Source organism: Pseudomonas sp. LPB0260, assembly GCF_013388395.1.
In genome coordinates this window covers 5,127,369-5,151,804 of record NZ_CP058247.1, presented here as the reverse complement: position 1 = coordinate 5,151,804, position 24,436 = coordinate 5,127,369, and the positions used below count along the sequence as shown (strand labels likewise).

Annotated in this window: 21 protein-coding genes and 2 tRNA genes; 8 read left to right on the top strand and 15 right to left on the bottom strand. The window is 65.5% G+C overall.

The features are described 5' to 3' along the window. From LPB260_RS22995 to LPB260_RS22980, 4 genes are all read right to left on the bottom strand, one after another. Complete coding sequence (locus LPB260_RS22995) at nucleotides 1-798, bottom strand: ABC transporter substrate-binding protein (RefSeq protein WP_208708172.1); 798 nt, start codon at nucleotides 796-798, stop codon at nucleotides 1-3. 29 nt (nucleotides 799-827) lie between these two features. Continuing rightward, nucleotides 828-1,094 carry a DksA/TraR family C4-type zinc finger protein gene (locus LPB260_RS22990; RefSeq protein ID WP_208708171.1) on the bottom strand — a complete coding sequence of 89 codons (267 nt, stop codon included), beginning with the start codon at nucleotides 1,092-1,094 and terminating at the stop codon, nucleotides 828-830. A 92-nt stretch (nucleotides 1,095-1,186) separates the two neighbouring features. Beyond that, a complete protein-coding gene (locus LPB260_RS22985) occupies nucleotides 1,187-2,050 on the bottom strand; it encodes an oxaloacetate decarboxylase (RefSeq protein ID WP_208710127.1) in 864 nt (287 codons plus the stop codon). A 110-nt stretch (nucleotides 2,051-2,160) separates the two neighbouring features. Next, the gene (locus LPB260_RS22980; protein WP_208708170.1) at nucleotides 2,161-3,108 is read right to left on the bottom strand and encodes a substrate-binding domain-containing protein; all 948 of its coding nucleotides are present in this window, start codon (nucleotides 3,106-3,108) and stop codon (nucleotides 2,161-2,163) included. Nucleotides 3,109-3,361: 253 nt separating this feature from the next. Here LPB260_RS22980 and LPB260_RS22975 point away from each other — a divergent pair, with 253 nt between their 5' ends. The 3 genes from LPB260_RS22975 (at nucleotide 3,362) to LPB260_RS22965 (ending at nucleotide 5,945) form a co-directional block, all read left to right on the top strand. Continuing rightward, the gene (locus LPB260_RS22975; protein ID WP_208708169.1) at nucleotides 3,362-4,090 is read left to right on the top strand and encodes a VC0807 family protein; all 729 of its coding nucleotides are present in this window, start codon (nucleotides 3,362-3,364) and stop codon (nucleotides 4,088-4,090) included. A 55-nt stretch (nucleotides 4,091-4,145) separates the two neighbouring features. After that, nucleotides 4,146-4,583: a YqaA family protein gene (locus tag LPB260_RS22970; protein ID WP_208708168.1), complete on the top strand. Its 438-nt coding sequence runs from the start codon at nucleotides 4,146-4,148 to the stop codon at nucleotides 4,581-4,583. A gap of 96 nt (nucleotides 4,584-4,679) precedes the next feature. Then, on the top strand, nucleotides 4,680-5,945 hold the full coding sequence (locus LPB260_RS22965) for an Hsp70 family protein (protein WP_208708167.1): 1,266 nt from the start codon (nucleotides 4,680-4,682) through the stop codon (nucleotides 5,943-5,945). A gap of 73 nt (nucleotides 5,946-6,018) precedes the next feature. Here the strand turns inward: LPB260_RS22965 and LPB260_RS22960 are convergent, their stop codons facing one another. Further along, a complete protein-coding gene (locus tag LPB260_RS22960; protein WP_208710124.1) occupies nucleotides 6,019-8,331 on the bottom strand; it encodes a YgiQ family radical SAM protein in 2,313 nt (770 codons plus the stop codon). A gap of 244 nt (nucleotides 8,332-8,575) precedes the next feature. On the opposite strand from LPB260_RS22960, the gene LPB260_RS22955 reads away from it, so the two are divergent. The 3 genes from LPB260_RS22955 (at nucleotide 8,576) to LPB260_RS22945 (ending at nucleotide 11,834) form a co-directional block, all read left to right on the top strand. Beyond that, nucleotides 8,576-10,435: a diguanylate cyclase gene (locus LPB260_RS22955; protein ID WP_208710122.1), complete on the top strand. Its 1,860-nt coding sequence runs from the start codon at nucleotides 8,576-8,578 to the stop codon at nucleotides 10,433-10,435. Between the two features lie 197 nt (nucleotides 10,436-10,632). Beyond that, the gene (locus LPB260_RS22950) at nucleotides 10,633-10,998 is read left to right on the top strand and encodes a VOC family protein (protein ID WP_208708166.1); all 366 of its coding nucleotides are present in this window, start codon (nucleotides 10,633-10,635) and stop codon (nucleotides 10,996-10,998) included. A gap of 134 nt (nucleotides 10,999-11,132) precedes the next feature. Continuing rightward, entirely contained in the window at nucleotides 11,133-11,834 is a 702-nt protein-coding gene (locus tag LPB260_RS22945) for a YafY family protein (protein ID WP_208708165.1), read from the top strand. 241 nt (nucleotides 11,835-12,075) lie between these two features. Here the strand turns inward: LPB260_RS22945 and LPB260_RS22940 are convergent, their stop codons facing one another. From LPB260_RS22940 to rnr, 10 genes are all read right to left on the bottom strand, one after another. After that, entirely contained in the window at nucleotides 12,076-15,213 is a 3,138-nt protein-coding gene (locus tag LPB260_RS22940; protein ID WP_208708164.1) for an autotransporter domain-containing protein, read from the bottom strand. 33 nt (nucleotides 15,214-15,246) lie between these two features. After that, nucleotides 15,247-16,059, bottom strand: a complete 813-nt coding sequence (locus LPB260_RS22935) for a sulfotransferase (RefSeq protein ID WP_208708163.1) — start codon at nucleotides 16,057-16,059, stop codon at nucleotides 15,247-15,249. 44 nt (nucleotides 16,060-16,103) lie between these two features. Beyond that, on the bottom strand, nucleotides 16,104-16,616 hold the full coding sequence (locus tag LPB260_RS22930; RefSeq protein ID WP_208708162.1) for a GNAT family N-acetyltransferase: 513 nt from the start codon (nucleotides 16,614-16,616) through the stop codon (nucleotides 16,104-16,106). Nucleotides 16,617-16,809: 193 nt separating this feature from the next. Further along, complete coding sequence (gene dnaB / locus LPB260_RS22925) at nucleotides 16,810-18,204, bottom strand: replicative DNA helicase (RefSeq protein ID WP_208708161.1); 1,395 nt, start codon at nucleotides 18,202-18,204, stop codon at nucleotides 16,810-16,812. Between the two features lie 117 nt (nucleotides 18,205-18,321). Then, the gene (rplI, locus tag LPB260_RS22920) at nucleotides 18,322-18,768 is read right to left on the bottom strand and encodes a 50S ribosomal protein L9 (protein WP_208708160.1); all 447 of its coding nucleotides are present in this window, start codon (nucleotides 18,766-18,768) and stop codon (nucleotides 18,322-18,324) included. Nucleotides 18,769-18,789: 21 nt separating this feature from the next. Continuing rightward, nucleotides 18,790-19,683 carry a hypothetical protein gene (locus tag LPB260_RS22915; protein ID WP_208708159.1) on the bottom strand — a complete coding sequence of 298 codons (894 nt, stop codon included), beginning with the start codon at nucleotides 19,681-19,683 and terminating at the stop codon, nucleotides 18,790-18,792. 36 nt (nucleotides 19,684-19,719) lie between these two features. Next, entirely contained in the window at nucleotides 19,720-19,950 is a 231-nt protein-coding gene (gene rpsR / locus LPB260_RS22910; protein ID WP_003246847.1) for a 30S ribosomal protein S18, read from the bottom strand. 28 nt (nucleotides 19,951-19,978) lie between these two features. After that, nucleotides 19,979-20,404 carry a 30S ribosomal protein S6 gene (gene rpsF, locus LPB260_RS22905; RefSeq protein ID WP_208708158.1) on the bottom strand — a complete coding sequence of 142 codons (426 nt, stop codon included), beginning with the start codon at nucleotides 20,402-20,404 and terminating at the stop codon, nucleotides 19,979-19,981. A gap of 212 nt (nucleotides 20,405-20,616) precedes the next feature. Then, the gene (rlmB, locus tag LPB260_RS22900; RefSeq protein ID WP_208708157.1) at nucleotides 20,617-21,372 is read right to left on the bottom strand and encodes a 23S rRNA (guanosine(2251)-2'-O)-methyltransferase RlmB; all 756 of its coding nucleotides are present in this window, start codon (nucleotides 21,370-21,372) and stop codon (nucleotides 20,617-20,619) included. Next, nucleotides 21,369-23,903: a ribonuclease R gene (rnr, locus tag LPB260_RS22895; RefSeq protein ID WP_208708156.1), complete on the bottom strand. Its 2,535-nt coding sequence runs from the start codon at nucleotides 23,901-23,903 to the stop codon at nucleotides 21,369-21,371. The genes rlmB and rnr overlap by 4 nt, the downstream gene beginning before the upstream one ends. A 206-nt stretch (nucleotides 23,904-24,109) precedes the next feature. Between rnr and LPB260_RS22890 the strand changes: the two genes are divergently transcribed. Together LPB260_RS22890 and LPB260_RS22885 are read left to right on the top strand one after the other, a co-directional pair. After that, a tRNA-Leu gene (locus LPB260_RS22890) sits at nucleotides 24,110-24,196 on the top strand. A gap of 80 nt (nucleotides 24,197-24,276) precedes the next feature. Beyond that, a tRNA-Leu gene (locus LPB260_RS22885) sits at nucleotides 24,277-24,363 on the top strand. The last annotated feature ends 73 nt before the right edge of the window (nucleotides 24,364-24,436 follow it).

The following is a 24,436-nucleotide window of genomic DNA, read 5'->3' as shown; positions in this document are numbered from 1 at the left end:
CTAACGGCTGCCGCTGAGCAGCCATGCCGGCAGCGGCTGTTCGGGGAACCAGCGCCGGTAGATGGCGGTAAATTCGCCGTCCCGCTTCATCTCATCCAACGCCACCTGCCAGCGCTCGACGATGCTCCGCGCGGTGGCGAGGGAGAACGCCAGGTAGGTGTCGTGTTCGAGAAACACGAACTGCGCCTCGACCTGCTCCGGCCTCATCCCGACCATCGCCAGCAGCTCCGGCAAGGCGTAGTCGCTAGCCGCCAGCAGGTCGGCGCGATGCTTGCTGAACACCTGCATCATCTTGTCCGGCGCCGTCACCGTATAGAGGTTGGTGAAACCGCGCGCGAGCAAATACTCGTGGGTGTACCAGTTGCGCTGCAGGACCAGGCGACCGGCATGGGCGGCCTGCTCGAGGCTGTCGATTCGCAGGCCCGCGCCCTTGTGCGTGTAGAAACGGGTGCGCGTGTGCGTCAGCGGCCCCACCCACTGAAAAGCCTGCTCGCGCTCGGCGATGCGTGCCGTGGTAAAGACCCCGACGTTGGCGGTGCTCATCGCCTTGCCGTAGCCGCGGGTCCAGGGCCCCAGTTCGAGCCGAACCGTGTCGCCGGTGCGCACGGCCAACTCGCGAACGACCTCGGTGGAGAACCCCGTCAGTTCGCCATCGCGACTGAAGTTCATCGGCGGGTTTTCCTCAGTGTGCAACACCAGCTGCGCGGCCTGGGCCGGCAGGACCACGAGCAGGGCCAGGCACGACACGAGGGAAGCGTGCCGCACATTCAGGCGCAGCCATTGCCACAGCTTTCCCACTGTTTCCCCCCTGACGCCCATGCCGCGCCTTATCTGAGTTGACTGTCCTTGCTGCCGCGGCGGTTGTAGCCGCCACCGGCCTGCTGCGCCTTGTCCTGTTCGGACTGGCAGGCGACGCACAGGCGCACCCCCGCGATAGCCTGGCGCCGGGCCTCGGGAATGGCCGCATCGCACGCCTCGCAGTGATGCAGGCTCTCGCCCCTGGGCAGCTGGCTACGGGCGCGAGCGATGGCGTCCTCGATGCTGCTGTCGATCTGTTCCTGCACCGCCCCGTCACTCGCCCAACCACCGGCCATGTACACCTCTCAAACGTTCGTTGCCCTGCGCTAGATATGCGCGCCTGAGCCCGCTATTGCAAGGGCGGTTCATCGGCCTGCGCCGCACACGGCTACTCCTTCACATTCATGAAGTCCTCGGCCCAGACCATGTACTCCTCGGGCAGGCTGTACTTGTGCGCCAACTCGGAGGCGCTGAGTTCGGATGCCTCGCCACCGCGCTGCTCGCGCAGGCAGTCGTAGGTGGCCTTGATCGCGGCGAAGTAGGCGGCGTGGCCGTTGACCACGATGCGCACGCCGAGCTTGGCCAGGCGCGCGTCGTCACGCAGCCGGGGATTGCCGTAGGTCACCAGCATCAGCGGGATGCTCAGCGCGCCGGCGATCTGCTCCAGATGGGCGAAGTCCTCCACCCCGACCAGGCAGATGGCATCGGCGCCGGCCGCCTGGTAGGCCTGGGTGCGACGGATCACCTCGTCCGTCGCCAGCACGCCGGCATGGGTGCGCGCGATGATCGCCAGCTGCGGGTCGACCCGCGCCTCCAGCGCCGCGCGGATCTTGCCGACGCCCTCGTCGATGGAGATCAGGTCGGTGGACTTGCGACCGAACTGGGCCGGCAGCAGGGTGTCTTCGATGGTCAGCGCGGCGATCCCGGCGCGCTCCAGTTCGACCACGGTGCGCATCACGTTGAGCGCATTGCCGTAGCCGTGGTCGGCATCGGCGATCACCGGCAAGCGGCTGACCCGGCCGATACGGGTGGCCTGCTCGACGAACTCGCTGAGGCTGATCAGGGCGAAGTCGGGCGCGGCCAGCACCTGCAGCGAGGCCACCGAACCACCGAGAATGCCCACCTCGAAGCCGAGGTCGGCGGCAATCCGCGCCGACATCGGATCGAACACCGAGGCGGTGTGGTAGCAGGCATCGGCGCTCAGCAGCGCGCGAAAGGCGCTGCGCAGCTCATGGTGGGAAGCACGTTGCAGGTTCGACATGGGGGCATCATCCAGAAGCGATGGTGAGGTTGGACGGAGGAGCGGCCGGGGCCGGCACTCGCCAGGGCGCAAGCGCTGGCGAGCGACACCCGATGACCGGCCTAGGGCTGCTTGGGCAGCTGCAGCTGGGTCTTGATCCCGGGACTGTCGAGATTGTCCCGCGTCACCAGCACGGCGTCCAACTCGATCCGCCGCATACGCGGCTCGACGCGCCCCGTGCGCAAGGCGCGCTCGGCCAGCAGCACACCCTGATAGCCCATGGCATAGGGCTGCTGCACCATCAGTGCGTCGATCTGACCGGCCCTGAGCGCATCGAGCAGCACCTGATCGGCGTCGAAGCCGATGTGCAGCAGCTGCCCGGCCTCCTGCATGCGCAACAGCGCGGCGTAGGTTAGCCGGGTCGAGGAGCCGTTCGGGGTGAACAGCGCGTCGAGCCGCGGCAGCTGATCGTGCAAGGCTTCGAAGGTGGCTTGCGGCGGATCGCCCAGGGGGCGATCGAAGGCGATAGTAAGGCCTGCCGCCTCCACCGCCTGGATGAAGCCGCGCTGGCGGGCACTGGTCGAGGCGATCTCCGGCGTCATGCGAATCAGCCCGACCCGCCCCTCGCTGCCCAGACGCTGCGCGACGTGGCGCCCGGCCGCCTGGCCTGCCCGGTAGTTGTTGGTGGCGATCAGCGCCTGTACATCGTCGCCGCCGACGTCCCGGTCGATGTAGAAGGTCAGCACCCCGCGTGCCTCGAGTTCACGGGCCTTGGCATTGATCTCGGCACCGGCCGGGGCGATCACCAACGCCTTGCAGCCCTGCTCCAGGACCTTGTCGATCAGTTGCAGCTGGGTGGCGACGCTGCCCTCCTTGCGCGGGCCGCGCACATAAAGCTCGATACCGGCGTCGACCCCCGCACGGCGGGCACCGGCCTCCACCTGTTGCCAGAAGACGTGGGCGCTGGCGGGCACCACGCCGATGCAGTCCTTTGCCGAAGCCTGACCCGACTGCAAGACGCCCAGCGCGAAAAGCAGGCAGGCCCAGCGCACCACTTGAGGGGACTGCATGTTCGGACTCCCGCGGCCTCTGCGACCGCAACTTACCGCATGATGTCACATTAGTATCATATCCTTAGCGACGCCAGCTCGACACTGACCACTGCCAGCCAATATCCCGACGGTGGCCGCTCAGACCATTGCCTCGGAGCACCAGGCGGCCGGCCATTCGCACAACTTTGTCACAGTCCAGCCGACAATCGGGCTGGCGGCTGCCGCTCAGGCAGGCGATCATCGCCCTTCTTTCCAGCGCTTCGAACGAGACATGACCCAGACCACGCCAAGCCCCAGCGCCGCACACAAGCCGCGCCCACTGATCGACCTGCTGATCAGCATCCTGATTCCCTCGCTGATCCTGATGAAGCTCAGCGGCGAGTCGCGCCTAGGCGCCGACGGCGCCCTGGTCCTGGCCCTGGCGTTCCCCCTTGGCTGGGGTTCGTTCGAGCTGATCAAGTATCGCAAATTCAACTTCATTGCCCTGCTCGGCCTGATCAGCGTGCTGCTCACCGGTGGCATCGGCCTGCTCAAGCTGGACAACCAGTGGCTGGCGATCAAGGAGGCCGCGGTGCCCGGGCTGATCGGCATCGCCGTGCTGGTGTCGACCTACACCCGCTACCCGCTGATTCGCACCATGCTGCTCAACAAGTCGCTGCTGGATGTCGACAAGATCCATCAGCGCCTGGAACAGGGCGGCCACACCGCGGCGTTCGAAGCCCGTTTGCTGCGCGCGACCTACTGGCTCAGCGGCACCTTCTTCTTCTCCTCGGCGATGAACTACGTCCTGGCCAAGTGGATCGTCGTCAGCCCGGCCGGCAGCGAAGCCTTCAACGCCGAACTGGGGCGGATGAACCTGCTCAGCTACCCGATGATCGCCATTCCCTCGATGATCATGCTGATGGCCATCTTCTACTACCTGTGGCGCACCATCCACGGCCTCACCGGACTGAAGCTGGAAGAGATCATGACCCACGCCGGCCAGGAACAGCAGTCCTGAGCGCAGCGACTGGCGCGCCTACGAGCATGACGCGCCACCGCCAAACCCCGCCCTGATGCTGAGCCTTTCCGCCTACTTCGGGCTGTTCTTCACCGCACTCGGCGCCGCCACCCTGCTGCCGGTGCAATCGGAAGTGCTGCTGGTCGCCCTGCTGCTCAGCGAGGCTTACCCGGTCTGGGCGCTGCTGGCGGTGGCCAGCGCCGGCAATGTGCTCGGCGCCCTGGTCAACTGGCTGCTCGGCCGCTACCTGGAACACTTTCGCCACCGGCGCTGGTTTCCCATCAGTGAACGCAACCTGACGCGCGCCCAGGGCTGGTATGGCCACTACGGCCACTGGTCGCTGCTGCTCAGCTGGGCGCCCTTTATCGGCGACCCGCTGACCCTGGCCGCGGGCATCATGCGCGAGCCGCTGTGGCGCTTCCTGCTGATCGTCGGCCTGGCCAAGACCGGGCGCTATGCCGTGGTGGCGGCCCTGACCCTGGGCTGGGGCTGAGCCCGCCGGCATCCGTCGCCCGCACCCTGAACGGGGCAGCATTCTGCGGCCGCCTCGCATAGAATGCGCGGCCGTTTTTTTGGAACAGCGCGCAGCATGTCTTTCTCTTCTCCGGCCCGCGCCTGCGGCATCGATTTCGGCACCTCCAACTCCACCGTCGGCTGGCAGCGCCCCGGCGGCGACACCCTGATCGCCCTGGAGGACGGCAAGATCACCCTGCCCTCGGTGCTGTTCTTCAACTTCGAGGAGCGCCGCCCGGTCTATGGCCGCCTGGCCCTGCACGAGTACCTGGAAGGTTATGAAGGCCGCCTGATGCGCTCGCTCAAGAGCCTGCTGGGCTCCAAGCTGCTGAAGAGCGAAACCACGGTACTGGGCAGCGCCATGCCGTTCAAGGAGCTGCTCGGCCTGTTCATCGGCCAGCTCAAGCAGCGCGCCGAGACGGTGGCCGAGCGCCCCTTCGAGGCCGTGGTGCTGGGCCGCCCGGTGTTCTTCGTCGACGATGACCCGCTCGCCGACCAGGAGGCGCAGAACACCCTGGTGGCCGTGGCACACAAGCTCGGCTTCAAGGAGGTGTCCTTCCAGTACGAGCCGATCGCCGCGGCCTTCGACTATGAGAGCAGTATCGAGCGCGAGGAACTGGTGCTGATCGTCGACATCGGCGGCGGCACCTCGGACTTCTCCCTGGTGCGCCTGTCGCCCGAGCGCCGGCAAGTGGCCGATCGCCAGGCCGACATCCTCGCCACCGGCGGCGTGCATGTCGGCGGCACCGACTTCGACAAGCAGCTCAGCCTGCAGGGCGTGATGCCGCTGTTCGGCTACGGCAGCCGGATGAAGAGCGATGCGCCCATGCCGACCAGCGCGCACCTGAACCTGGCCACCTGGCACACCATCAATGCGGTCTACTCGGCCCAGTCGCAGCGGGCCCTGCAGAGCATGCGCTACGACATCCTCGACCCCACCGGCATCGACCGCCTGTTCAAGCTGATCGAGCAGCGCGCCGGACACTGGCTGGCCATGCAGGTGGAAGACAGCAAGATCGCCCTGACCGAGCGCGACGCCGCGCCGATCGATTTGCAGCGCATCGAGGCGGGCCTGCTCGCCGAGCTGACCCGCGAATTGTTCGAGGACGCGATCGAACCGCTGCTGCTGCGCATTCGCGCCAGCATCGGGCAACTGCTCGGCGATGCCGGGATCCGCGTCGAGCAGGTCGACACGGTGTTCTTCACCGGCGGCTCCAGCGGCATCCCGGCGCTGCGCCAGAGCGTCGCGGCGATGCTGCCAAACGCCCGCCATGTGGAGGGCAATACCTTCGGCAGCATCGGCAGCGGCCTGGCCATCGAGGCGCACAAGCGCTACGGCTGAAGCAGGCCGGCAACCTTCCTTAGCAGGTACAAAAACGCCAGCACGAAGCTGGCGTTCTTGTTAGCGCGGGGAATCAGCGCGGCGCCACCGGTCGCTTCGCCGGCTTCTTGCCGCCCTTCTTGTCCGCGCCCTTGCCGCTGCGCTCGGCCTTGGCCCGGGCTTCCGCCGCGGCCTTGGCCTGCTCGCGCTTGTCCCAGGGATTGCTGCCATCGCTGCCGCGCGGCGGCAGGCCGGTGTGCTGGGTCAGGATGCGGGTGGATTCCTTGCCGCCCGCGGCCCGACCGACCTTCTTGCTGCCGGCCGGGGTGGAGTTCTTGCGTCGCGCGCTGTGGTACTCGTCGACCTTGGGCTGATAGGCCGGCACCAGCTGCTGCTTGCCGTTGCCGATCAGGTCGCTGCGGCCCATGCGCTCCAGGGCCTCGCGCAGCATCGGCCAGCCCTTGGGGTCGTGGTAGCGCAGGAAGGCCTTGTGCAGGCGGCGCTGGGCCTCGCTCTTGACGATGGTCACGCCGTCGCTCTTGTAGGTCACCTTGCGCAGCGGGTTCTTGCCCGAGTGGTACATGGCGGTGGCGGTGGCCATCGGCGAGGGATAGAACGCCTGCACCTGGTCGGCGCGGAAGTCGTTGCGCTTGAGCCACAGGGCGAGGTTCATCATGTCCTCGTCGGTGGTGCCCGGGTGCGCGGCGATGAAGTATGGAATCAGGTACTGCTCCTTGCCCGCTTCCTTGGAGTACTTCTCGAACATCCGCTTGAACTTGTCGTAGCTACCGATGCCCGGCTTCATCATCTGATTGAGCGGGCCTTCCTCTGTGTGCTCCGGGGCGATCTTCAGGTAGCCGCCGACGTGGTGGGTGACCAGTTCCTTGACGTACTCCGGCGACTCCACCGCCAGGTCGTAGCGCAGGCCCGAGGCGATCAGGATCTTCTTCACCCCCGGTAGCTCGCGCGCCGAACGGTACAGCTGGATCAGCGAGCTGTGATCGGTGTTGAGGTTCTCGCAGATGCCGGGGAACACGCAGGACGGCTTGCGGCAGTGCCGCTCGATCTCCGGATCCTTGCAGGCTATGCGGTACATGTTGGCGGTCGGCCCGCCCAGGTCGGAGATGACCCCGGTGAAGCCCGGCACCTTGTCGCGGATCTCTTCGATCTCGCGGATGATCGACTCGTGGGAGCGGTTCTGGATGATTCGCCCCTCGTGCTCGGTGATCGAGCAGAAGGTGCAGCCGCCGAAACAGCCGCGCATGATGTTGACCGAGAAGCGGATCATCTCGTACGCCGGGATCTTCTCCTTGCCGTAGGCCGGATGCGGCACCCGCGCGTAGGGCATGCCGAACACGTAGTCCATTTCCTCGGTGGTCATGGGGATCGGTGGCGGGTTGAACCACACGTCCACCTCGCCGTGCTTCTGCACCAGGGCGCGAGCGTTGCCCGGGTTGGTCTCCAGGTGCAGCACGCGGTTGGCGTGGGCGTAGAGCACCGCATCGCCGCGCACCTTCTCGAAGGACGGCAGGCGGATCACCGTCTTGTCGCGCTCCAGGCGCGGGTGCGGCAGCAGCTGCACCACCTTGGCCTCGTTCGGGTCCTCGACCGGTCCCTTCTCCTGCTCGATGGCGCAGGCCTGGGTGTCCTGGGTGTTGACGTAGGGGTTGATGATCTTGTCGATCTTGCCCGGACGGTCGATACGGGTGGAGTCGATCTCCAGCCAGCCTTGCGGGGTGTCGCGACGGATAAAGGCGGTGCCGCGGATATCGGTGATCTCTTCGATCTTGTGCCCGTAGGACAGGCGCTGGGCGATCTCCACCACGGCGCGCTCGGCGTTGCCGTACAGCAGGATGTCGGCGCAGGCGTCGATCAGGATCGAGTGGCGCACCTTGTCCTGCCAGTAGTCGTAGTGGGCGATCCGGCGCAAGGATGCCTCGATGCCGCCGAGCACGATTGGCACATGCTTGTAGGCCTCCTTGCAGCGCTGGCTGTACACCAGGCTGGCGCGATCCGGGCGCTTGCCGGCCAGGCCGCCCGGGGTGTAGGCATCGTCGGAGCGGATCTTCTTGTCGGCGGTGTAGCGGTTGATCATCGAGTCCATGTTGCCGGCGGCGACGCCGAAGAACAGGTTGGGCTCGCCGAGCTTCATGAAGTCGTCTTTGCTGGTCCAGTCGGGCTGGGCGATGATGCCCACGCGAAAGCCCTGGGCCTCGAGCAGGCGGCCGATGATCGCCATGCCGAACGAGGGGTGATCCACATAGGCATCGCCGGTGACGATGATGATGTCGCAGCTGTCCCAGCCGAGCTGATCCATCTCTTCCCGGCTCATCGGCAGGAAAGGCGCCGGGCCGAAGCACTCGGCCCAGTATTTGGGATAGTCGAATAACGGCTTGGCTGCTTGCATGGACATGACCGAGGTTTCATGGGGATAAACGGCCGCGGAATATAGCACAAAATTTGACCAAATCCGACCGCTGTACTGGGTTTAACCAGGGCCGAACGGCAATATCAGAAGGCCATATATTTCCTGATCAGCGCTAGCGCGCACGGCTATACTCCGAGCGATATCGGATCAGGTAAAGCGCGGCAGCTGGGTCAAAGGAGTCTGTGCGGTGCAGCAGTTCGTCACCACAATAATCCTGCTGCTCATGGCGGTCGGGGCCTGCGCCTCGCCCATGGCGCTGACGGCGCAGAGCAGCGGCCAGCTGCTGAACGGGCAAATCGAACTGCTCGAAGACGTCGGTGCTCGCCTGGACATCGCCGAGCTGGCGGACCCGGCGGTGCAGGCGCGCTTCCAGCCCGCGGACGGACGCGTCAGCGTCGGCCAGAGTCGTCACCCCTGGTGGATCAAGGTACAACTGCGCCGCGCCACGGACGCCCCCCGCCAGTGGTGGCTGGAGGTCGGCGCGGTGACCCTGCTCGACCTGCAACTGTTCCTGCCAGACGATCGGGGCGGCTGGCGGCAGCGGCAGGCCGGCGAGCTAGTCAGCTTCGCCGACGGCCGTGACGCCCCCTACCGGCGCGCGCTGTTCCGGCTGCCGCCGCTCGACGAGCAACCGCTGACTCTCTACCTGCGCACCTACGACCCCGCCGGCAACTCCTTCCCCCTGCGCGCCTGGCAGCTGGGCGACCTCGAGCGCCACGCCAGCCAGGAAAACCTCGGCCTGGGCATGATCTACGGGGTGATCTTCGCCCTGCTGCTGTACAACCTGTTCATCCTCCTGGCGCTGCGCGATCGCGCCTACCTCTGGTATGTGCTGAGCATGGCCGCCTCCCTGGTGTTCATCGCCAGCATGAGCGGCCACGGCTTCCAGTACCTGTGGCCTGACGCGCCAGTGCCGGCCTGGCTCAATCGCATCACCCTGCCGGTACTGGTCTGCATCGGCATCCTGCGCTTCACCCAGGAGCTGCTGTACACCCGCAAAAGCCTGCGCTGGGCCCATCAACTGCTGAACGGCTGCATCCTGCTGTACCTGCTGGCCTTAATCGGCAACCTGACCGGCTTCCGCAGCGAAGCCGCCGGGCTGATCGGCCTGCTGCCCATCCTCAGCGTACCGACCCTGCTGATCTGCGCGGCTATCCGCTGGAAACAGGGCTTCACCCCGGCCCTGCTCTACCTGCTGGGATACGGCAGCGTGCTGCTGAGCTTCGTGATCCTGATGCTGCGCGCGGCCGGCGTGGTGCAACCCAGCGAACTGACCGCCTACCTGTTCCCCCTGGCCGTCGCCGCGGAGGCCATTCTGTTCTCCTTCGCCCTGGCCTATCGCATCCAGCTGCTCAAGCGCGAGCGAGCGCAGGCGCTACACGAAGCGGACCGCGAGAAGGCCGCGCGGCTGGCCCTGGTACAAGCCAACGCCGAGGAGTTGCAGCGCGCAGTGACCCAACGCACCGCCGAGCTGGCCGCCAGCAACACCCGCCTGCAGCAGCGCGAGCTGGAACTGCAGCATGCGGCCTTTCACGATCCGCTGACCGAACTGCCCAACCGGCGTTTCCTGGTCGAACGGACCGGCTCCGCCCTGGCCAATGCCGAGCGCCACAACGAGGTCGTGGCGCTGATGCTGATCGATCTCGATCATTTCAAGCCGATCAACGACAGGTTCGGCCACGACGCCGGCGACCTGATGCTGCAGGAGATCGCCAAGCGCCTGCGCCAGCATGTGCGCTGCGGCGACACCGTGGCCCGCCTGGGCGGCGATGAATTCGCCGTGCTGATCTGCGGCGCCGACGCCGAGGCCCACGCCCGGGATATCGCCGAGCGCCTGCTCGCCGAGCTGGCCCATCCGGTGCACTACGGCGCGGAGCGGCTCACCGTGACCATCAGCATCGGCGTGGCGCTCTATCCCCAGCATGCCCTGCAGTTCGCCGGCCTGTTCAAGGCCGCCGACGAGGCGCTTTACAAGGTCAAGGCCCGCGGCCGCTCGGGCTGGGCGCTCAGCGGTGAAGACGGCGAGCTGAGCGCCAGCGCGCGCCTGCACCTGGATGTGATCAAGGTCAGCAGCGGACTCTGAGCCTTTCCAGCGCCTCCGCCCCACCAGCACGACCTCAGCATGACGAGCTGAGCGGGCGCCATAGCGCGTCGGTGTCGCCGCAAAGTCTACTGACAGCAGGCTGTCAGCAGCCCCCGCGTAGAGTGATCTCAGCGGTCCGGAACGCGCCACGCGCGGCGGCGGCCAGCTGACCCGATAGCCCTACAAGGAGTGGCAACATGAACGCAATCAATTGGTTTGAACTGTTCGTCGAAGACTTTCAACGCGCCCAGAAGTTCTACGAGCAGGCGCTGGCTGCGCCCCTGCAAGTGATGGACGCCATGGGTGGGCCGGTGGCCTTGCTCCCCTACGACGCTGACCAGGGTGTCGGCGGCTGCCTGAGCGCCGAAAAGGGCCAGCGTCCGGGCACCGGGGGCACCCGGGTTTACCTGAACGCCGAGGGCCAGCTGGACGCGGTCCTGGACCGCGTGCCCGGCGCCGGCGGCAAGATACTCCAGACCAAGACCGATATCGGCTGCAGCGGTTTCATCGCCCTGATAGAGGACAGCGAGGGCAACCACGTGGGCCTGCACAGCAGGTCCTGAGTCGACTCGCCTTCTCGCCGGATCGATTCGACGAGAAGGCCAAGGGCGGGCCCGGAGAAGCGCTGTCTAGGCCGGACCAAGACCTCTAGACTGCTCCCGCCGAGCGGGCTTAGCGCCGCCTACAGGGAGTGAAGATGAGACGCGCCGACCGACTGTTCCAGATCGTCCAGTTCCTGCGCAGCCGCCGGTTGACCACTGCGCAGTGGCTGGCCGAGCGCCTGCAGGTCTCGGTACGCACCATCTATCGCGATATCCAGGACCTCTCGCTTTCCGGCGTCCCGCTGGAAGGCGAGGCCGGACTCGGCTATGTGCTGCGCCAGCCGATGGACCTGCCGCCGTTGATGTTCGAGCGCGAAGAGCTTGAAGCCCTGCTGATCGGCGCGCGCATGGTCAACGCCTGGGCCGATCCGCAATTGCAGCGGGCCGCCGAATCGGCACTGGCGAAAATTCACGGCGTGCTGCCCGCGTCCCTGCGCGACGAGTTCAACCGCAACCAGCTATTCGCCCCCGAGACCCGGCCCTACCCCTTGCATTTGCTGGGTCAGTTGCGCCAGGCGATCCGTGACGGGCACACGCTGCAACTCAGCTACTGCAGCGAAACTCGGCAAACCACCGAAAGACGCGTGCGCCCCCTCGGCCTGTTCTTCTGGGGCCAGGCCTGGACGCTGTGCGGCTGGTGCGAACTGCGCAACGATTTCCGCAACTTTCGAGTCGACCGGGTGCTGACCCTGCTGGACACCGGCGAGGCCTTCACGCCCGCAGCGGGTCAGCGCCTGGAGGACTATCTCGCCCGCCATGCCCGCGCCGAGCTCAGTATCCCGACTTACAAAAGCTGATCGCAGCGCACGCGCGGTCACTCGAGGAGGCGCGCGTACCTGCCGCGCCGCGCGCCACCCAGGGGCCGCTGCGCTGCTGCCGAAGAGGCGCTCGGCGTCCAGCTCGTTCGCCCCGGAGTCACGCAGGCCGGCATTGACCGGCTCCCCGTCGAGGCATCTGTCCGGGCGCGGCTCAAGGTTGAAATGAAAAAAGGCCACGGGGTTATCCGTGGCCTTTCTCTATCGCGCTATCGGTAACGGGTCAGAACGCCCAGCGCGCCTCGAGCGAGGCAGTCTGGTTGAGGAAATCCTGACGGTGCTCGGCATCGTAACGCAGCGACAGTTTCAACTGACTGTCGGCCTGGTAGGACAGCCCGACACCGCCACGCGCCAGCCAGGGATCGGGGTCGATGCCCTTGGTGGTGAAGGCCACGCCCGGCGCGCCGGCAAAGGTCGAGGTCAGCGAGGTGCGCTCGGCCAGGAAGTCGTAACCGACGCCCAGGTTGAGGTTCAGGGTCAGCTGCTCGCTCAGGCTCTGCGCCAGCTTGCCATCCACGCCCAGCACGAACTGGTCGGTGGTCTGGCTGTCGACATCGAGGCTGAGGGCACCAGCGCCCTTCTCCCGATAGGCCTCGTCCTTGATCCAGGTGTAGTCGGCGCGCACCGCGGGCGTGAAGCGGGTGCCCGGTGCCAGTTCGAAGCTGCGATCGAGGGCCACGCCGGCATGGGCCATCCAGCTGGAATAGTCCGATTCGGCCTTGAGCCCGGCGAAGCTGATGTCGCGCGCACCCTTGTTGCGGCTCTGGCCCACGTCGAGTTGGAAGCTCAAGGCACTATCGCCGGCCAGGCGGTAGGAACCGTAGCCGATCAACTGGTAGACATCGGCGTCCAGGCCATGGCGGGCGCCGCCGAACTGGCTGCGCGAGTCGGCGTTGGCATAGACGAAGGCCGAGCCCAGGGTCCAGAGTTCGCCAACGCTGCCATCGACGCCCAGGGCCAGGCCGGCCAGGTCGGAACTGAAGCCGGCGACGTTGTCGCGGTCTTCCTGGTCCGCCCAGGAGCCGAAGGGCTTGAGCCACAGATGGCGGTCGACGAAGAACTGCTCGCCGCTGGCGCGGCCGCTGGCCGCGTCGCTGCGGGCGCCGATCACCCGGTTGATGCTGCCCAGGGTGGAGCCGAGGACCAGGCCCGAGCCGCTGGTGAGCAACGGCATGCTCTGGCCGGCGGCGTCGGAAATCGCCGCATCGCCGTTCAATGGCTGAAAGTAGCTGGCCAACTGGCCATTGGGATCGCTGGCGAAGACCTGGTCCAGGGCCCGCGCGGCACCGACTGCTGGGCTGTTGTTCATGGCCCGCACGCTGCTCAGCACGCTGCTGCTGGCGCTGGCCACGGCGTTCAGGTCGACACTGGTGGGGTTGTAGATGGCCTGGAAATCGAACAGCTGGCTGTTATCGCTGACGCTGCTGAAGGTGCCGCTCACCGAGCTGGCCGTGACCACCCCGAGCAGACTTTGCCCGCTCCAGTTGAAGCCATTGTTGACATCCACTTCCAGCGCACCATCCAGGTACGCCCCCCCCAAAACGTTGAGTTTTCCGAATGCGCCCAGGCTGTTCGCGCCGATGGACAGCGTGCCGGCGCTGTTCTGGATAAAATCGTCACGCACGTTCAGCTGGGTGCCGGGCAGGGTGAAGTTGCTGAGCTGGACCATGCCGGAGTTGATCAAGTTACCGCCGATGTAGGTAGCACCGAGCTCGGAAATCAGGCTGGCGCCGACGTTTACGTCTACGGAGCCGGACACGCCGGCGAGATCGGTCAGGTACAGGGCGCCACTCTCCACCGTCCAGTCCTTGCCGGTAATGTCGGTGCCGCTCAGGCTCCATGAACTGTTGCCAATCTTTCGGTATCGCCCGAAGTTCTGATACTGCGCCGGCCCACCCAGGAAACCCAACTCGTCCAAGTCAAACGAATCAGACCCGGTGTCACCACCGAGGCTCAGTGTGTCGCTGCTGGTGCTGACCACGTTGCCGTTGATGATCGAGCCGACCTCCAGCACCAGGGTGTTGCCGCCACCGCTGAACTCGATGGCATTGGCCCGCGCGCCGCTGCCGCCATTGGCCAGCCCGCCTTCGATGGTGCCGGCGTTATAGATCGTCGAGCTACCGAGGGCGATCACGCCGACGCCGCCAACGCCAAAGCTGCCGCTAGCGCCATAGCTGCCGGAATTGCCAATACTGCCGGCGGAGCCGTTGGCTCCACCGTATGTGCCGGCGCCGCCGGCACCGCCACTGCCGGGAATACCGTAGTAACCACCGGCGCCGCCCACACCTCCGTTACCGCCGGTGATGGTGCCGCTGTTGCGCAGCACGAAATACGAGCCGAAGACACCGGTACCACCCTGGGCGCCAGCGCCGCCTGTGCCGCCGGTGCCGCCGTTGCCACCATTGCCGCCGTTGCCGCCGTTGCTGGTGTATTTGCCGCCATCGCCGCCGGTTCCGCCGGTGCCGCCGGTGCCGGCCATGCCGCCGGTGCCGCCATTGCCACCGGCCCCGCCGCGGATGGTGCCAGTGTTGGTCAGGGTGAAGCCTGTGCCACTGAAGCCGGTGCCACCGACGGCGCCATTGCCGCCAGTACCGCCAATGCCACCGTTGCCACCGTTGCCGCCATTGCCGCCGCTGCCGTAACCAAATGAGTAGCCAGCACCGCCGCTGCCACCGTTGCCACCGTTGCCGCCGTTGCCGCCGGTACCGCCGGCGCCGCCCGTGACACTGGCGCTGTTGATGATGCTGGCATTATCGGCCTCGACCCCCACACCGCCCGCACCACCATTGCCTCCGGAGTAGCCGGAGTAGCCGGGTAGACCGCTGGCGCCGCCATACATACCGGACATGCCATTCGCCCCGGAAGTCCCGCCAGCACCTGCCGTCCCCGGGCTACCGGTGAAAGTGCCGGCCGCGGCGAAGGTGAGACTGTTGCCGCTGGACAAGGTGAACGAGCTACCGCCACCGGTGATAGGCTGGCTCACGATCTCGACAGCGCTGTTGGGCTGCACTGTTACCGGCACGGTCAACACAGGCAGAGGGGCAGACAAGGTAATGCTGGTCACGGCCGCATCGATGTTGATGGTGCTAGCCCCATCGGCGTTGGCATCGAGGATCGCCTGGCGCAGCGAGCCGGGTCCCGAGTCCGCGCCCGTGGTCACGTTATAGGTGCCGGCCAGGGCGCCGTTGGCCGCGGCGATGCCCAGGGCCAGCGCGGCCAAGGGCAGGCCGCGACCCGGCCGGCGAGGAAAGCCGCTTCGGGCGCGGGGGCTGCCGCCGGGGCAGGCCCGGGCGATTTCGGAGACGGCCTGCAAGACGCCCAGGCTGCGGTTCCAGACCAGTCGATAAATACCTTTGTTCATCGAGGTGACCTTTCCTTGTGTGGATAAGCGGGTTCAGACGATGGTGACGTCGTTGGGGTTGAGTTGCGGGTTCTGCCAGAAGGCGTCGTGCTCGAAGCGGCGGAACACATCCGGCGGCAGGATGCTGCGCCGTGCGCGGGGCGCCACCTGCGGGCGTATCTCATGCAGGCCCGGGGTGCCGGCGCGGCGGTCGAATTCCTCGGCGTCGAAGCTGATCCGCTCGAAGTCGTGGGCGAAGGGCGGCTCGCCGATAAACTGGTAGATCGCCTGCATCACCTTCTGCGGTTCGCTGACCAGGGTTTCGTAGCGCACCAGCATCAGCCGCTCGCTGTGCTCGCCGTAGAAGGCCTGCTTGAGCGCGTTGTAGGCGCTGCCGAGCATGCCCTCGCCATTGGCCACCGCCTCGGCACGGCTGTACACGGTGCCGCCGGGCTGGAAATTGAAGATCGACGAGGGGCTGAAGGCATTGCGCTGCACCAGTTGCTCGATGCTGTCGACGATCCAGGGCACCTCGCGCACGCAGGCGATCACCCGGCTGGCCGGGAACAGGCTGCGCAGCACGGCCATGCGTCCGCACCAGCCGCGACTGGTATCGAAGATCACCTCGGCCGGGTATTCCGGGCCGTAGTACTGCTCGACCACCCCGCGCAGGATGCGCTGGCGCTGCTCGTCGCTGATGAACACGGAAAACTCGTTGCGGTTGCTCATGGCGCCGAGCAGCTCGTGCAGCAGGCCGGCCAACGGGCTGCTCATGCCGGCATGGAACCTGGGGTTCTGCCGCAGCAGGGCGGACAGCAGGGTCGAGCCGGAACGCGGCAGGCCAGAGATGAAATGCAGTGGACGCATTGGCGTGAACCTCGGTGCTGGTCGCTCAGGAGTGGGGGGAGGGTTTAGGCTTGCGCCTCGCCGTCCGCCGGCACGGCGAACCGCCGCTGCCAGACGCTTCTGCCCGCCTGATCTGCGCCGAGGCGGACGAACCCGAGGCGATTGAGCTGGCGTTGGCCGGCCGGGGCGTCGAGCTTGGCATTTTCGCTGACGATGATGACCCCGAGCGGCGCTCCGGCCTCGCCGGCGAAGGCGCCGGCCAGTCGCTCGACCGTATGCCTGACCATCCGCTGTGCCAGGCCATTGACCCGATGTTCCGGATCGATGAAGTTCCGGTAGAACCAGTAGGGCGCCCCCAGGGCCTGATGCTGGGCGCTGTACACCGAACTGACACCGGCGATTCGCCCGGCCTGATCGACGGCGATGCAGGCGACCTCAAAGGTTCGCCGCCAAGCTTCGTGGGCATCACTCAGGGCATTCTGCTCACGCCAGAAGGCGACAATCTGCGAGCGCAGTTGCGGGGAGCTTTGGCCATGCACCCAGTGCACTCGATAGCCGTGGAACTCGGTAGTGTCCAAGCTGCTGCCTCCGATGGACAATGGGCTGCGCTGCAGCCAGGGCTGTTCACGCCAGACTGAGGCACGCTATAAGGTGGTGGCGTTTAGCCGCCATTTATGCCGTAACTCACAGGTGCCTGCAACAGGGCTGAAGCAGCTCCTTGGCACGACTGCTGAACTGCCTTGACCGGAATAGCTCGGATCAGACGGGCGCTTACTCGTCGTCGAACTGGTAGCTGCCCGGCGCCAGGTTCTCGAAGCGCGAGTACTTGCCGAGAAACGCCAGGCGCGCGGTGCCCAGGGGTCCGTTACGCTGCTTGCCGATGATGATCTCGGCCACGCCCTTGTACTCGGTCTCCGGGTGATAGACCTCGTCGCGGTAGACGAACATGATGATGTCGGCGTCCTGCTCGATCGCCCCGGATTCACGCAGGTCGGAGTTGATCGGGCGCTTGTTGGGGCGCTGCTCGAGGCCACGGTTGAGCTGCGACAGGGCGATCACCGGGCAGTTGAACTCCTTGGCCAGGGCCTTGAGCGAGCGTGAGATTTCGGAAATCTCGTTGACCCGGCTGTCACCGCTGGAACCGGGAATCTGCATCAGCTGCAGGTAGTCGACCATGATCAGGCCGATCTCGCCGTGCTCGCGGGCCAGGCGCCGGGTGCGCGCGCGCATCTCGCTCGGAGAAATCCCCGCCGTATCGTCGATGAACAGCTTGCGGTCATTGAGCAGGTTGACCGCGCTGGTCAGGCGCGGCCAGTCATCGTCGTCCAGGCGACCGGCGCGCACCTTGGTCTGATCGATGCGCCCCAGGGAGGCGAGCATACGGATGACGATGGATTCCGAGGGCATCTCCAGGGAGTACACCAGCACCGCCTTGTCGCTGCGCATCAGGGCGTTCTCCACCAGGTTCATGGCGAAGGTGGTCTTACCCATGGATGGACGGCCGGCGACGATGATCATGTCGGCCGGCTGCAGGCCGCTGGTCAGGTTGTCCAGGTCGGTGAAGCCGGTGGACAGGCCGGTGATCGCATCGCCCGCGTTGAACAGGGTGTCGATGCGGTCGATGGCCTTGACCAGGATGTCGTTGATCCCCACCGGGCCGCCGGTCTTCGGCCGCGCCTCGGCGATCTGGAAGATCAGCCGCTCGGCCTCGTCGAGAATCTCCGCGCCGGTGCGGCCCTGGGGCGTGTAGGCGCTGTCGGCGATCTCGCTGCTGATGCCGATCAGCTGGCGCAGGGTGGCGCGCTCGCGGATGATCTGCGCGTAGGCCTTGATGTTGGCCACCGAGGGGGTGTTCTTGGCCAGCTCGCCGAGGTAGGCCAGGCCGCCGACCTGGGACAGCTGCCCCTCCTTGTCCAGCTGCTCGGACAGGGTGACCACGTCGAAGGGGTGGTTGCGCTCGGCCAGCTTGTAGATGGCGCGGAAGATCAGCCGGTGATCATGGCGATAGAAGTCACCATCGGACACCTGATCGAGCACCCGTTCCCAGGCATTGTTGTCCAGCATCAGGCCACCGAGCACGGCCTGCTCGGCCTCGATCGAGTGCGGCGGCACCTTCAGGGCGGAGGTTTGCAGGTCGTACTGCTCGGAAATGCTGATGTCGTTCATAAGGCTCTGGGAATAAATTCTGCAGTTGAAAAACAAAGGGCACGGCATCGCTTACGCAATGCCGTGCCCGATGTTAGCGAGCCTGCACCTGAGCGCAAGACCGCTTGGTCGCAAGCCTTAGGCGGCGACTACGACAACCTTGACGGTCGCCTCGACGTCGGTGTGCAGGTGCACAGCCACGTCGTATTCGCCAACCTGGCGAATGGTGCCGTTCGGCAGACGCACTTCAGCCTTGGCCACTTCCACGCCGGAGGCGGTCAGGGCGTCAGCGATGTCGTGGGTGCCGATGGAACCGAACAGCTTGCCCTCATCGCCCGCGGTGGCGGTGATGGTGACTTCCAGCTCGGCCAGCTGGGCGGCGCGAGTCTCGGCCGAAGCCTTCTTCTCGGCAGCCAGCTTTTCCAGCTCGGCGCGACGCGCTTCGAACGCAGCAACGTTCGCGGCGGTGGCGGCAGTAGCCTTGCCCTGCGGCAGCAGGTAGTTACGGCCGTAACCAGCCTTGACGTTCACTTTGTCGCCCAGGTTGCCCAGATTGGCGATTTTTTCCAGCAGGATGACTTCCATTTGGGTCTTACCTCTTAACTTTTAACCTTCACCGTCCGTGGGGCCAGCGCCGTGCTTGCGCGCAAAGCGACCACGAAAATCAAACAGACTGTCGACAATGGCCAGAACCACCAGTAACGGATAGGTCAGCTGCATGAACAACAGCAGCGTGATGTACAGCCCGACCAGCCAGAACTTGGCGAGTCGCCCTTGCGCCACCAGCCCGTGCAACAGGCCGATACCGGCAAACGCCAGCGGCACGCTGCACAGCGGTGTCAGCATTGCCATTTGCGGCCCGAGATTGGGGCCGAGCAGCAAGCCAACCAGCAACAACATCGCCGGCGCCGGCGGCAGTCGCAGGGCACGAAACTCGCGCCCGAAACCACCAGGGTTGTACAACAGCGCCTGCCAATAACGCCCAAGCATCAGGCTCAGCAGGCTGACGATCTGCAGCAAGGCTGCCAGCAATCCGGTCAGTACCGGTGCAATCAGGCTCTCCAGGCGCGCTCGCTCGTCCACCGACATCTGTTGGTGAACCCCATCGAGCATCTGCGGCAGGAGCTTCTGCAGCTCCCCCGCCATTGCCTCGATGGGTTCGCGGAACACCGCCCCCAAGACCAGCCCGTACACCAGGCCCAATGCCACGCTGCACAGCAGCACACGATTCCAGGACTGGCTGGCGCGCAACAACAACGCCAGCCCCAGCGCACCGAGCAACACCAACAAGGTGCGCGGTTCACCGAAATACCACCAGCCAATCGCCGGCAGCAGGGCCCAGGCGAGGATGCCCAGGGCATCACTCGAACCGCGCCGCAGAAGCACCAGGCTTCCCGCGGCAGCACTCAACCAGAACAGCAGCGGCAACGCCGCAGATCCCACCACCACCAGGGTGGCCTGCATGCGGCCGCGCATGATGAATTCAGCCAAGGCGCGCATGCGTTCTATCCCTTACTACTTGTCGAGCGTCCGATCTCAGCGGCCGTGGCTGTCGGTGTAGGGCAGCAGGGCCAGGAAGCGGGCGCGCTTGATAGCGGTGGCCAGCTGACGCTGATAACGAGCCTTGGTACCGGTGATACGGCTAGGAACGATCTTGCCGGTTTCCGAGATGTAGGCCTTCAGGGTGTTGAGATCTTTGAAATCGATCTCTTTCACGTCTTCAGCGGTGAAACGGCAGAATTTACGACGACGGAAGAAACGTGCCATGTGATTGGCTCCTCAATAGATCCGTGGATTACTCGTCAGCGTTGTCGCTGTCGTTGCTGTCGCTGTCATCGCTGCTGTCGTTGGACTCAGCGTTTTCAGGACGATCACGACGCTCGCGGCGCTCACTGCGGTTTTCTTCGGCCTTGAGCATCTCGGACTGACCGGTAACGGCTTCGTCGCGACGGATGACCAGGTTACGGATCACGGCATCGTTGTAACGGAAGTTGTCTTCCAGCTCGGCCAGGGCCTTGCCGGTGCACTCGACGTTGAGCATCACGTAGTGTGCTTTGTGGACGTTGTTGATGGCGTAAGCCAGCTGACGACGGCCCCAATCTTCCAGGCGGTGGATCTTGCCGCCGTCTTCTTCGATCAGCTTGGTGTAACGCTCGACCATGCCGCCGACTTGCTCGCTCTGGTCCGGGTGAACCAGAAAGATGATTTCGTAATGACGCATAAATGCTCCTTACGGGTTGTAGCCTGCCACGTGGCGCGGTCAGGCAAGGAGTGAATGACTCTGTGGGTCTTGCCGGCGGGAAGGCACGAAGGCGCCTGCCGCAGCGACAAGGGGCGCCATTCTAGAGAAGCCCCCCATCACAAGCAAGGCGCACTGGCGATTATTTGAACAGCGCGATAGCTACCGCCCCGCGCGAGCAGGGCGGTGCGACCTCAGGCCTTGGGCGCCTTGGCCCTGCGCTGGCGCAGCGCCTCGAACAGGCAGACGCCGGTGGCGACCGAGACATTCAGGCTGCTGACGCTGCCGGCCATCGGCAGGCGCACCAGGTAATCGCAATGCTCGCGGGTCAGGCGGCGCATGCCCTTGCCTTCTGCGCCCATGATCAGCACGGTCGGCCCGGTCAGGTCCTGCTGGTACAGCTCCTGCTCGGCCTCGCCGGCGGTGCCGACCACCCACAGACCGCGCTGCTGGAGCTTTTCCAGGCTGCGCGCGAGGTTGGTCACAGCCACCAGCGGCACCACCTCGGCTGCGCCACAGGCGACCTTGCGCACCGTGGCATTGAGCGTCGCCGACTTGTCCTTGGGCACGATCACCGCCAGGGCGCCAGCGGCATCGGCGGTGCGCAGGCAGGCGCCAAGGTTGTGCGGATCGGTCACGCCATCGAGCACCAGCAAAAGCGGCGGCCCCTCGGCGCGATCGAGCAGCTCCTCGAGCATCGCCTCGCCCCATACCTGACTGGGGCTGACATCAGCCACCACGCCCTGATGGACGCCCTCAACCCAGGCATCCATCTCGCGCCGCTCGCACTGACCGACGCTGACCCGCGCCTGCGCCGCCAGCTCGACCAGGACCTGCACCCGCGGATCGCTGCGCCCTTCGGCCAGCCATACCTGCTTCACCCGCTTGGGGTGGTGACGCAGCAACGCCTCCACGGCATGCAGGCCGTAGATCTTTTCCAACTGACTCATGATTTCGCCTTACGCTTGCGCGCCCCGCCTCCATTGCCGCCGGACTCCGCCTTCGGCGGCCCCTTGCGGTGCTTGCTGGGCTTGGCGCCCTTGCCCGCCTCGGCCTTGCCGGCGCGCCCCTTGGCGGACTTGGATTCGCTCAGCAGGGCCTTCTTCAGCTCACGACTTTTCTCGACGTCGGTGTTGCCCGCCGCCGCGCGCTCGCCACGGCGGCCACCCTTGGCCGGGGCCGACTCGAAGCCACCACGCCGGCGCCCGGCCGGCTCCGGAGTGGCGCTCACGACCAGTTCGAAGTCGATCTTGCGCTCATCCAGGTCGACTCGCATGACCTTGACCGCGACGCTGTCGCCGAGGCGGAAACTGCGCCCGCTGCGCTCGCCGGCCAGGCGGTGGTGCACCGGATCGAAGTGGTAGTAGTCGCCGGGCAGCGCGGTGACATGCACCAGGCCCTCGACGTAGATATCGGTCAGCTCGACGAACAGGCCGAAGCCGGTCACCGCGGTGATCACCCCAGGGAAGGTCTCGCCAACCCGATCCTTCATGAACTCGCACTTGAGCCAGTTCACCACATCGCGGGTCGCCTCGTCGGCGCGGCGCTCGGACATCGAGCACTGCTCGCCGAGCTGCTCCAGGGTCGGCTCGTCGTAGGGATAGATACGCGCCTTGGGCATGCTCACCGCGCCAGCGCGCTTGACGTGGGGGGTGTCCTGCTTGGAGCGGATCACGCTGCGGATCGCCCGATGGATCAGCAGATCCGGATAGCGGCGGATCGGCGAAGTGAAGTGGGCGTAGGCGTCGTAATTCAGGCCGAAGTGGCCGTGGTTATCAGCGCTGTACACCGCCTGACTCAGGGAGCGCAACATCACGGTCTGGATCAGGTGGTAGTCCGGGCGCTCGCGAATGTTCTCGAGCAGGGCCTGGTAGTCCTTTGGCGACGGCCCCTCCTTGGCCTTGCCACGATGCAGCGACAGCCCCAGCTCGGTGAGGAAGGCCTTGAGCTTTTCCAGGCGCTCGGGCGGCGGACCGTCGTGCACCCGGTACAGCGCCGGAATCTCATGCTTCTGCATGAACGCGGCGGTGGCCACGTTGGCCGCCAGCATGCACTCCTCGATCAGCTTGTGCGCATCGTTGCGCTGGGTCGGGCGGATCTCCGCGATCTTGCGCCCGGCGCCGAAGATAATGCGGGTTTCCTGGGTCTCGAAGTCGATGGCGCCGCGCTCATGACGCGCCGCCAGCAGCACCTGGTACAGCGAATAGAGCTGCTTGAGATGCGGCAGCACCTCCTTGTACTCACTACGTAGGGCCTTGCCTTCGCTGCTCTTGGGCTGCTCGAGCATGGCGCTGACCTTGTTGTAGGTCAGTCGTGCGTGGGAATGGATGACCGCTTCGTAGAAGCAGTAGTCGGTCATCTTGCCGGTCTTGGAGATACTGATCTCGCAAACCATCGCCAGGCGGTCGACCTGCGGATTGAGCGAGCACAGGCCGTTGGACAGTTCCTCGGGCAGCATCGGGATCACCCGCTCGGGGAAGTACACCGAGTTGCCGCGCACCTGGGCCTCGGCGTCCAGGGCCGAATCCACCTTCACATAGTGGGAGACGTCGGCGATCGCCACATAGAGCTTCCAGCCGCCAGAGAACAGGCGCCAGTTGCTACCGCTCTTCTCGCAGTAGACCGCGTCGTCGAAGTCGCGGGCGTCCTCGCCATCGATGGTGACGAACGGCAGGTGGCGCAGATCGATGCGCTTCTCCTTGTCCTTCTCCTCGACCTCTGGCTTGAGCTTGCGCGCCTCCTTGAGCACGGCCTCCGGCCAGACGTGCGGGATGTCGTAGCTGCGCAGGGCCACATCGATCTCCATGCCCGGCGCCATGTAGTTACCCACCACCTCGAGCACGTCGCCCTGGGGCTGGAAGCGCGGCGTCGGCCAGTGGGTGATCTTCACCTCGACGAACTGGCCCTGCTTGGCCCCGGCGTTGCGACCCGGGGTGACCAGCACTTCCTGCTGGATCTTCGGGTTGTCGGCGACCACGAAGCCGATGCCGCTCTCTTCGTAGTAACGCCCGACGATGGTCTCGTGGGCGCGGGCGATCACTTCGACAATCGCCCCCTCGCGGCGCCCGCGCCGATCGAGGCCGGAGACGCGTGCCAGGGCGCGGTCGCCATCGAATACCAGGCGCATCTGCGCCGGACTGAGGAACAGGTCATCACTGCCGTCGTCCGGCACGAGGAAGCCGAAACCATCGCGATGACCGCTGACCCGACCGAGAATCAGGTCCAGCTTGTCCACCGGCGCGTAGGTGCCGCGGCGGGTGTAAATCAGTTGACCATCGCGCTCCATGGCGCGCAGGCGGCGGCGCAGGGCTTCGATCTGCTCATCGGTGTCGAGACCGAACTCTTCGAGCAGCTGCTCGCGGTTAGCCGGCTCGCCGCGCTCGGCGAGATGCTGAAGGATCAGCTCGCGGCTGGGGATGGGGTTTTCATATTTTTCCGCTTCACGAGCGGCCTCGGGATCGAGGGATTGCCAATCGGCCATTAGAGGAGATTCACCTTTTCTATATAACTTCGGTTTGCCATATGTCTATTGAAGCGCGAAACCAGGGTTCGGGTCAGCCCGGCGCGCAGAATAAAATTTCTTGTCGCCTAGGGGTTTACAAGCCCCAAGAGCGACCGTATAGTTCGCGCCCACAGCGTCGAGCAGACGTTGTAACACGAAGTAGATGAGCAATCATCGATTTCAGTGCCCAGGTGGCGGAATTGGTAGACGCGCTGGTTTCAGGTATCAGTGATCGCAAGATCGTGGAAGTTCGAGTCTTCTCCTGGGCACCATTTTCAAACCGAGCTTAAGGTTCGGCGAGTAACAAACGGACGCAGTGATCCGTGTCGGCGACGATGAACATTGTAGCAGTGCCCAGGTGGCGGAATTGGTAGACGCGCTGGTTTCAGGTATCAGTGATCGCAAGATCGTGGAAGTTCGAGTCTTCTCCTGGGCACCAAATTTCAAAAAACCGAGCCAACGGCTCGGTTTTTTTATGCCTGTCATTTACCCCCTGCCCGCTCACTGCGCCA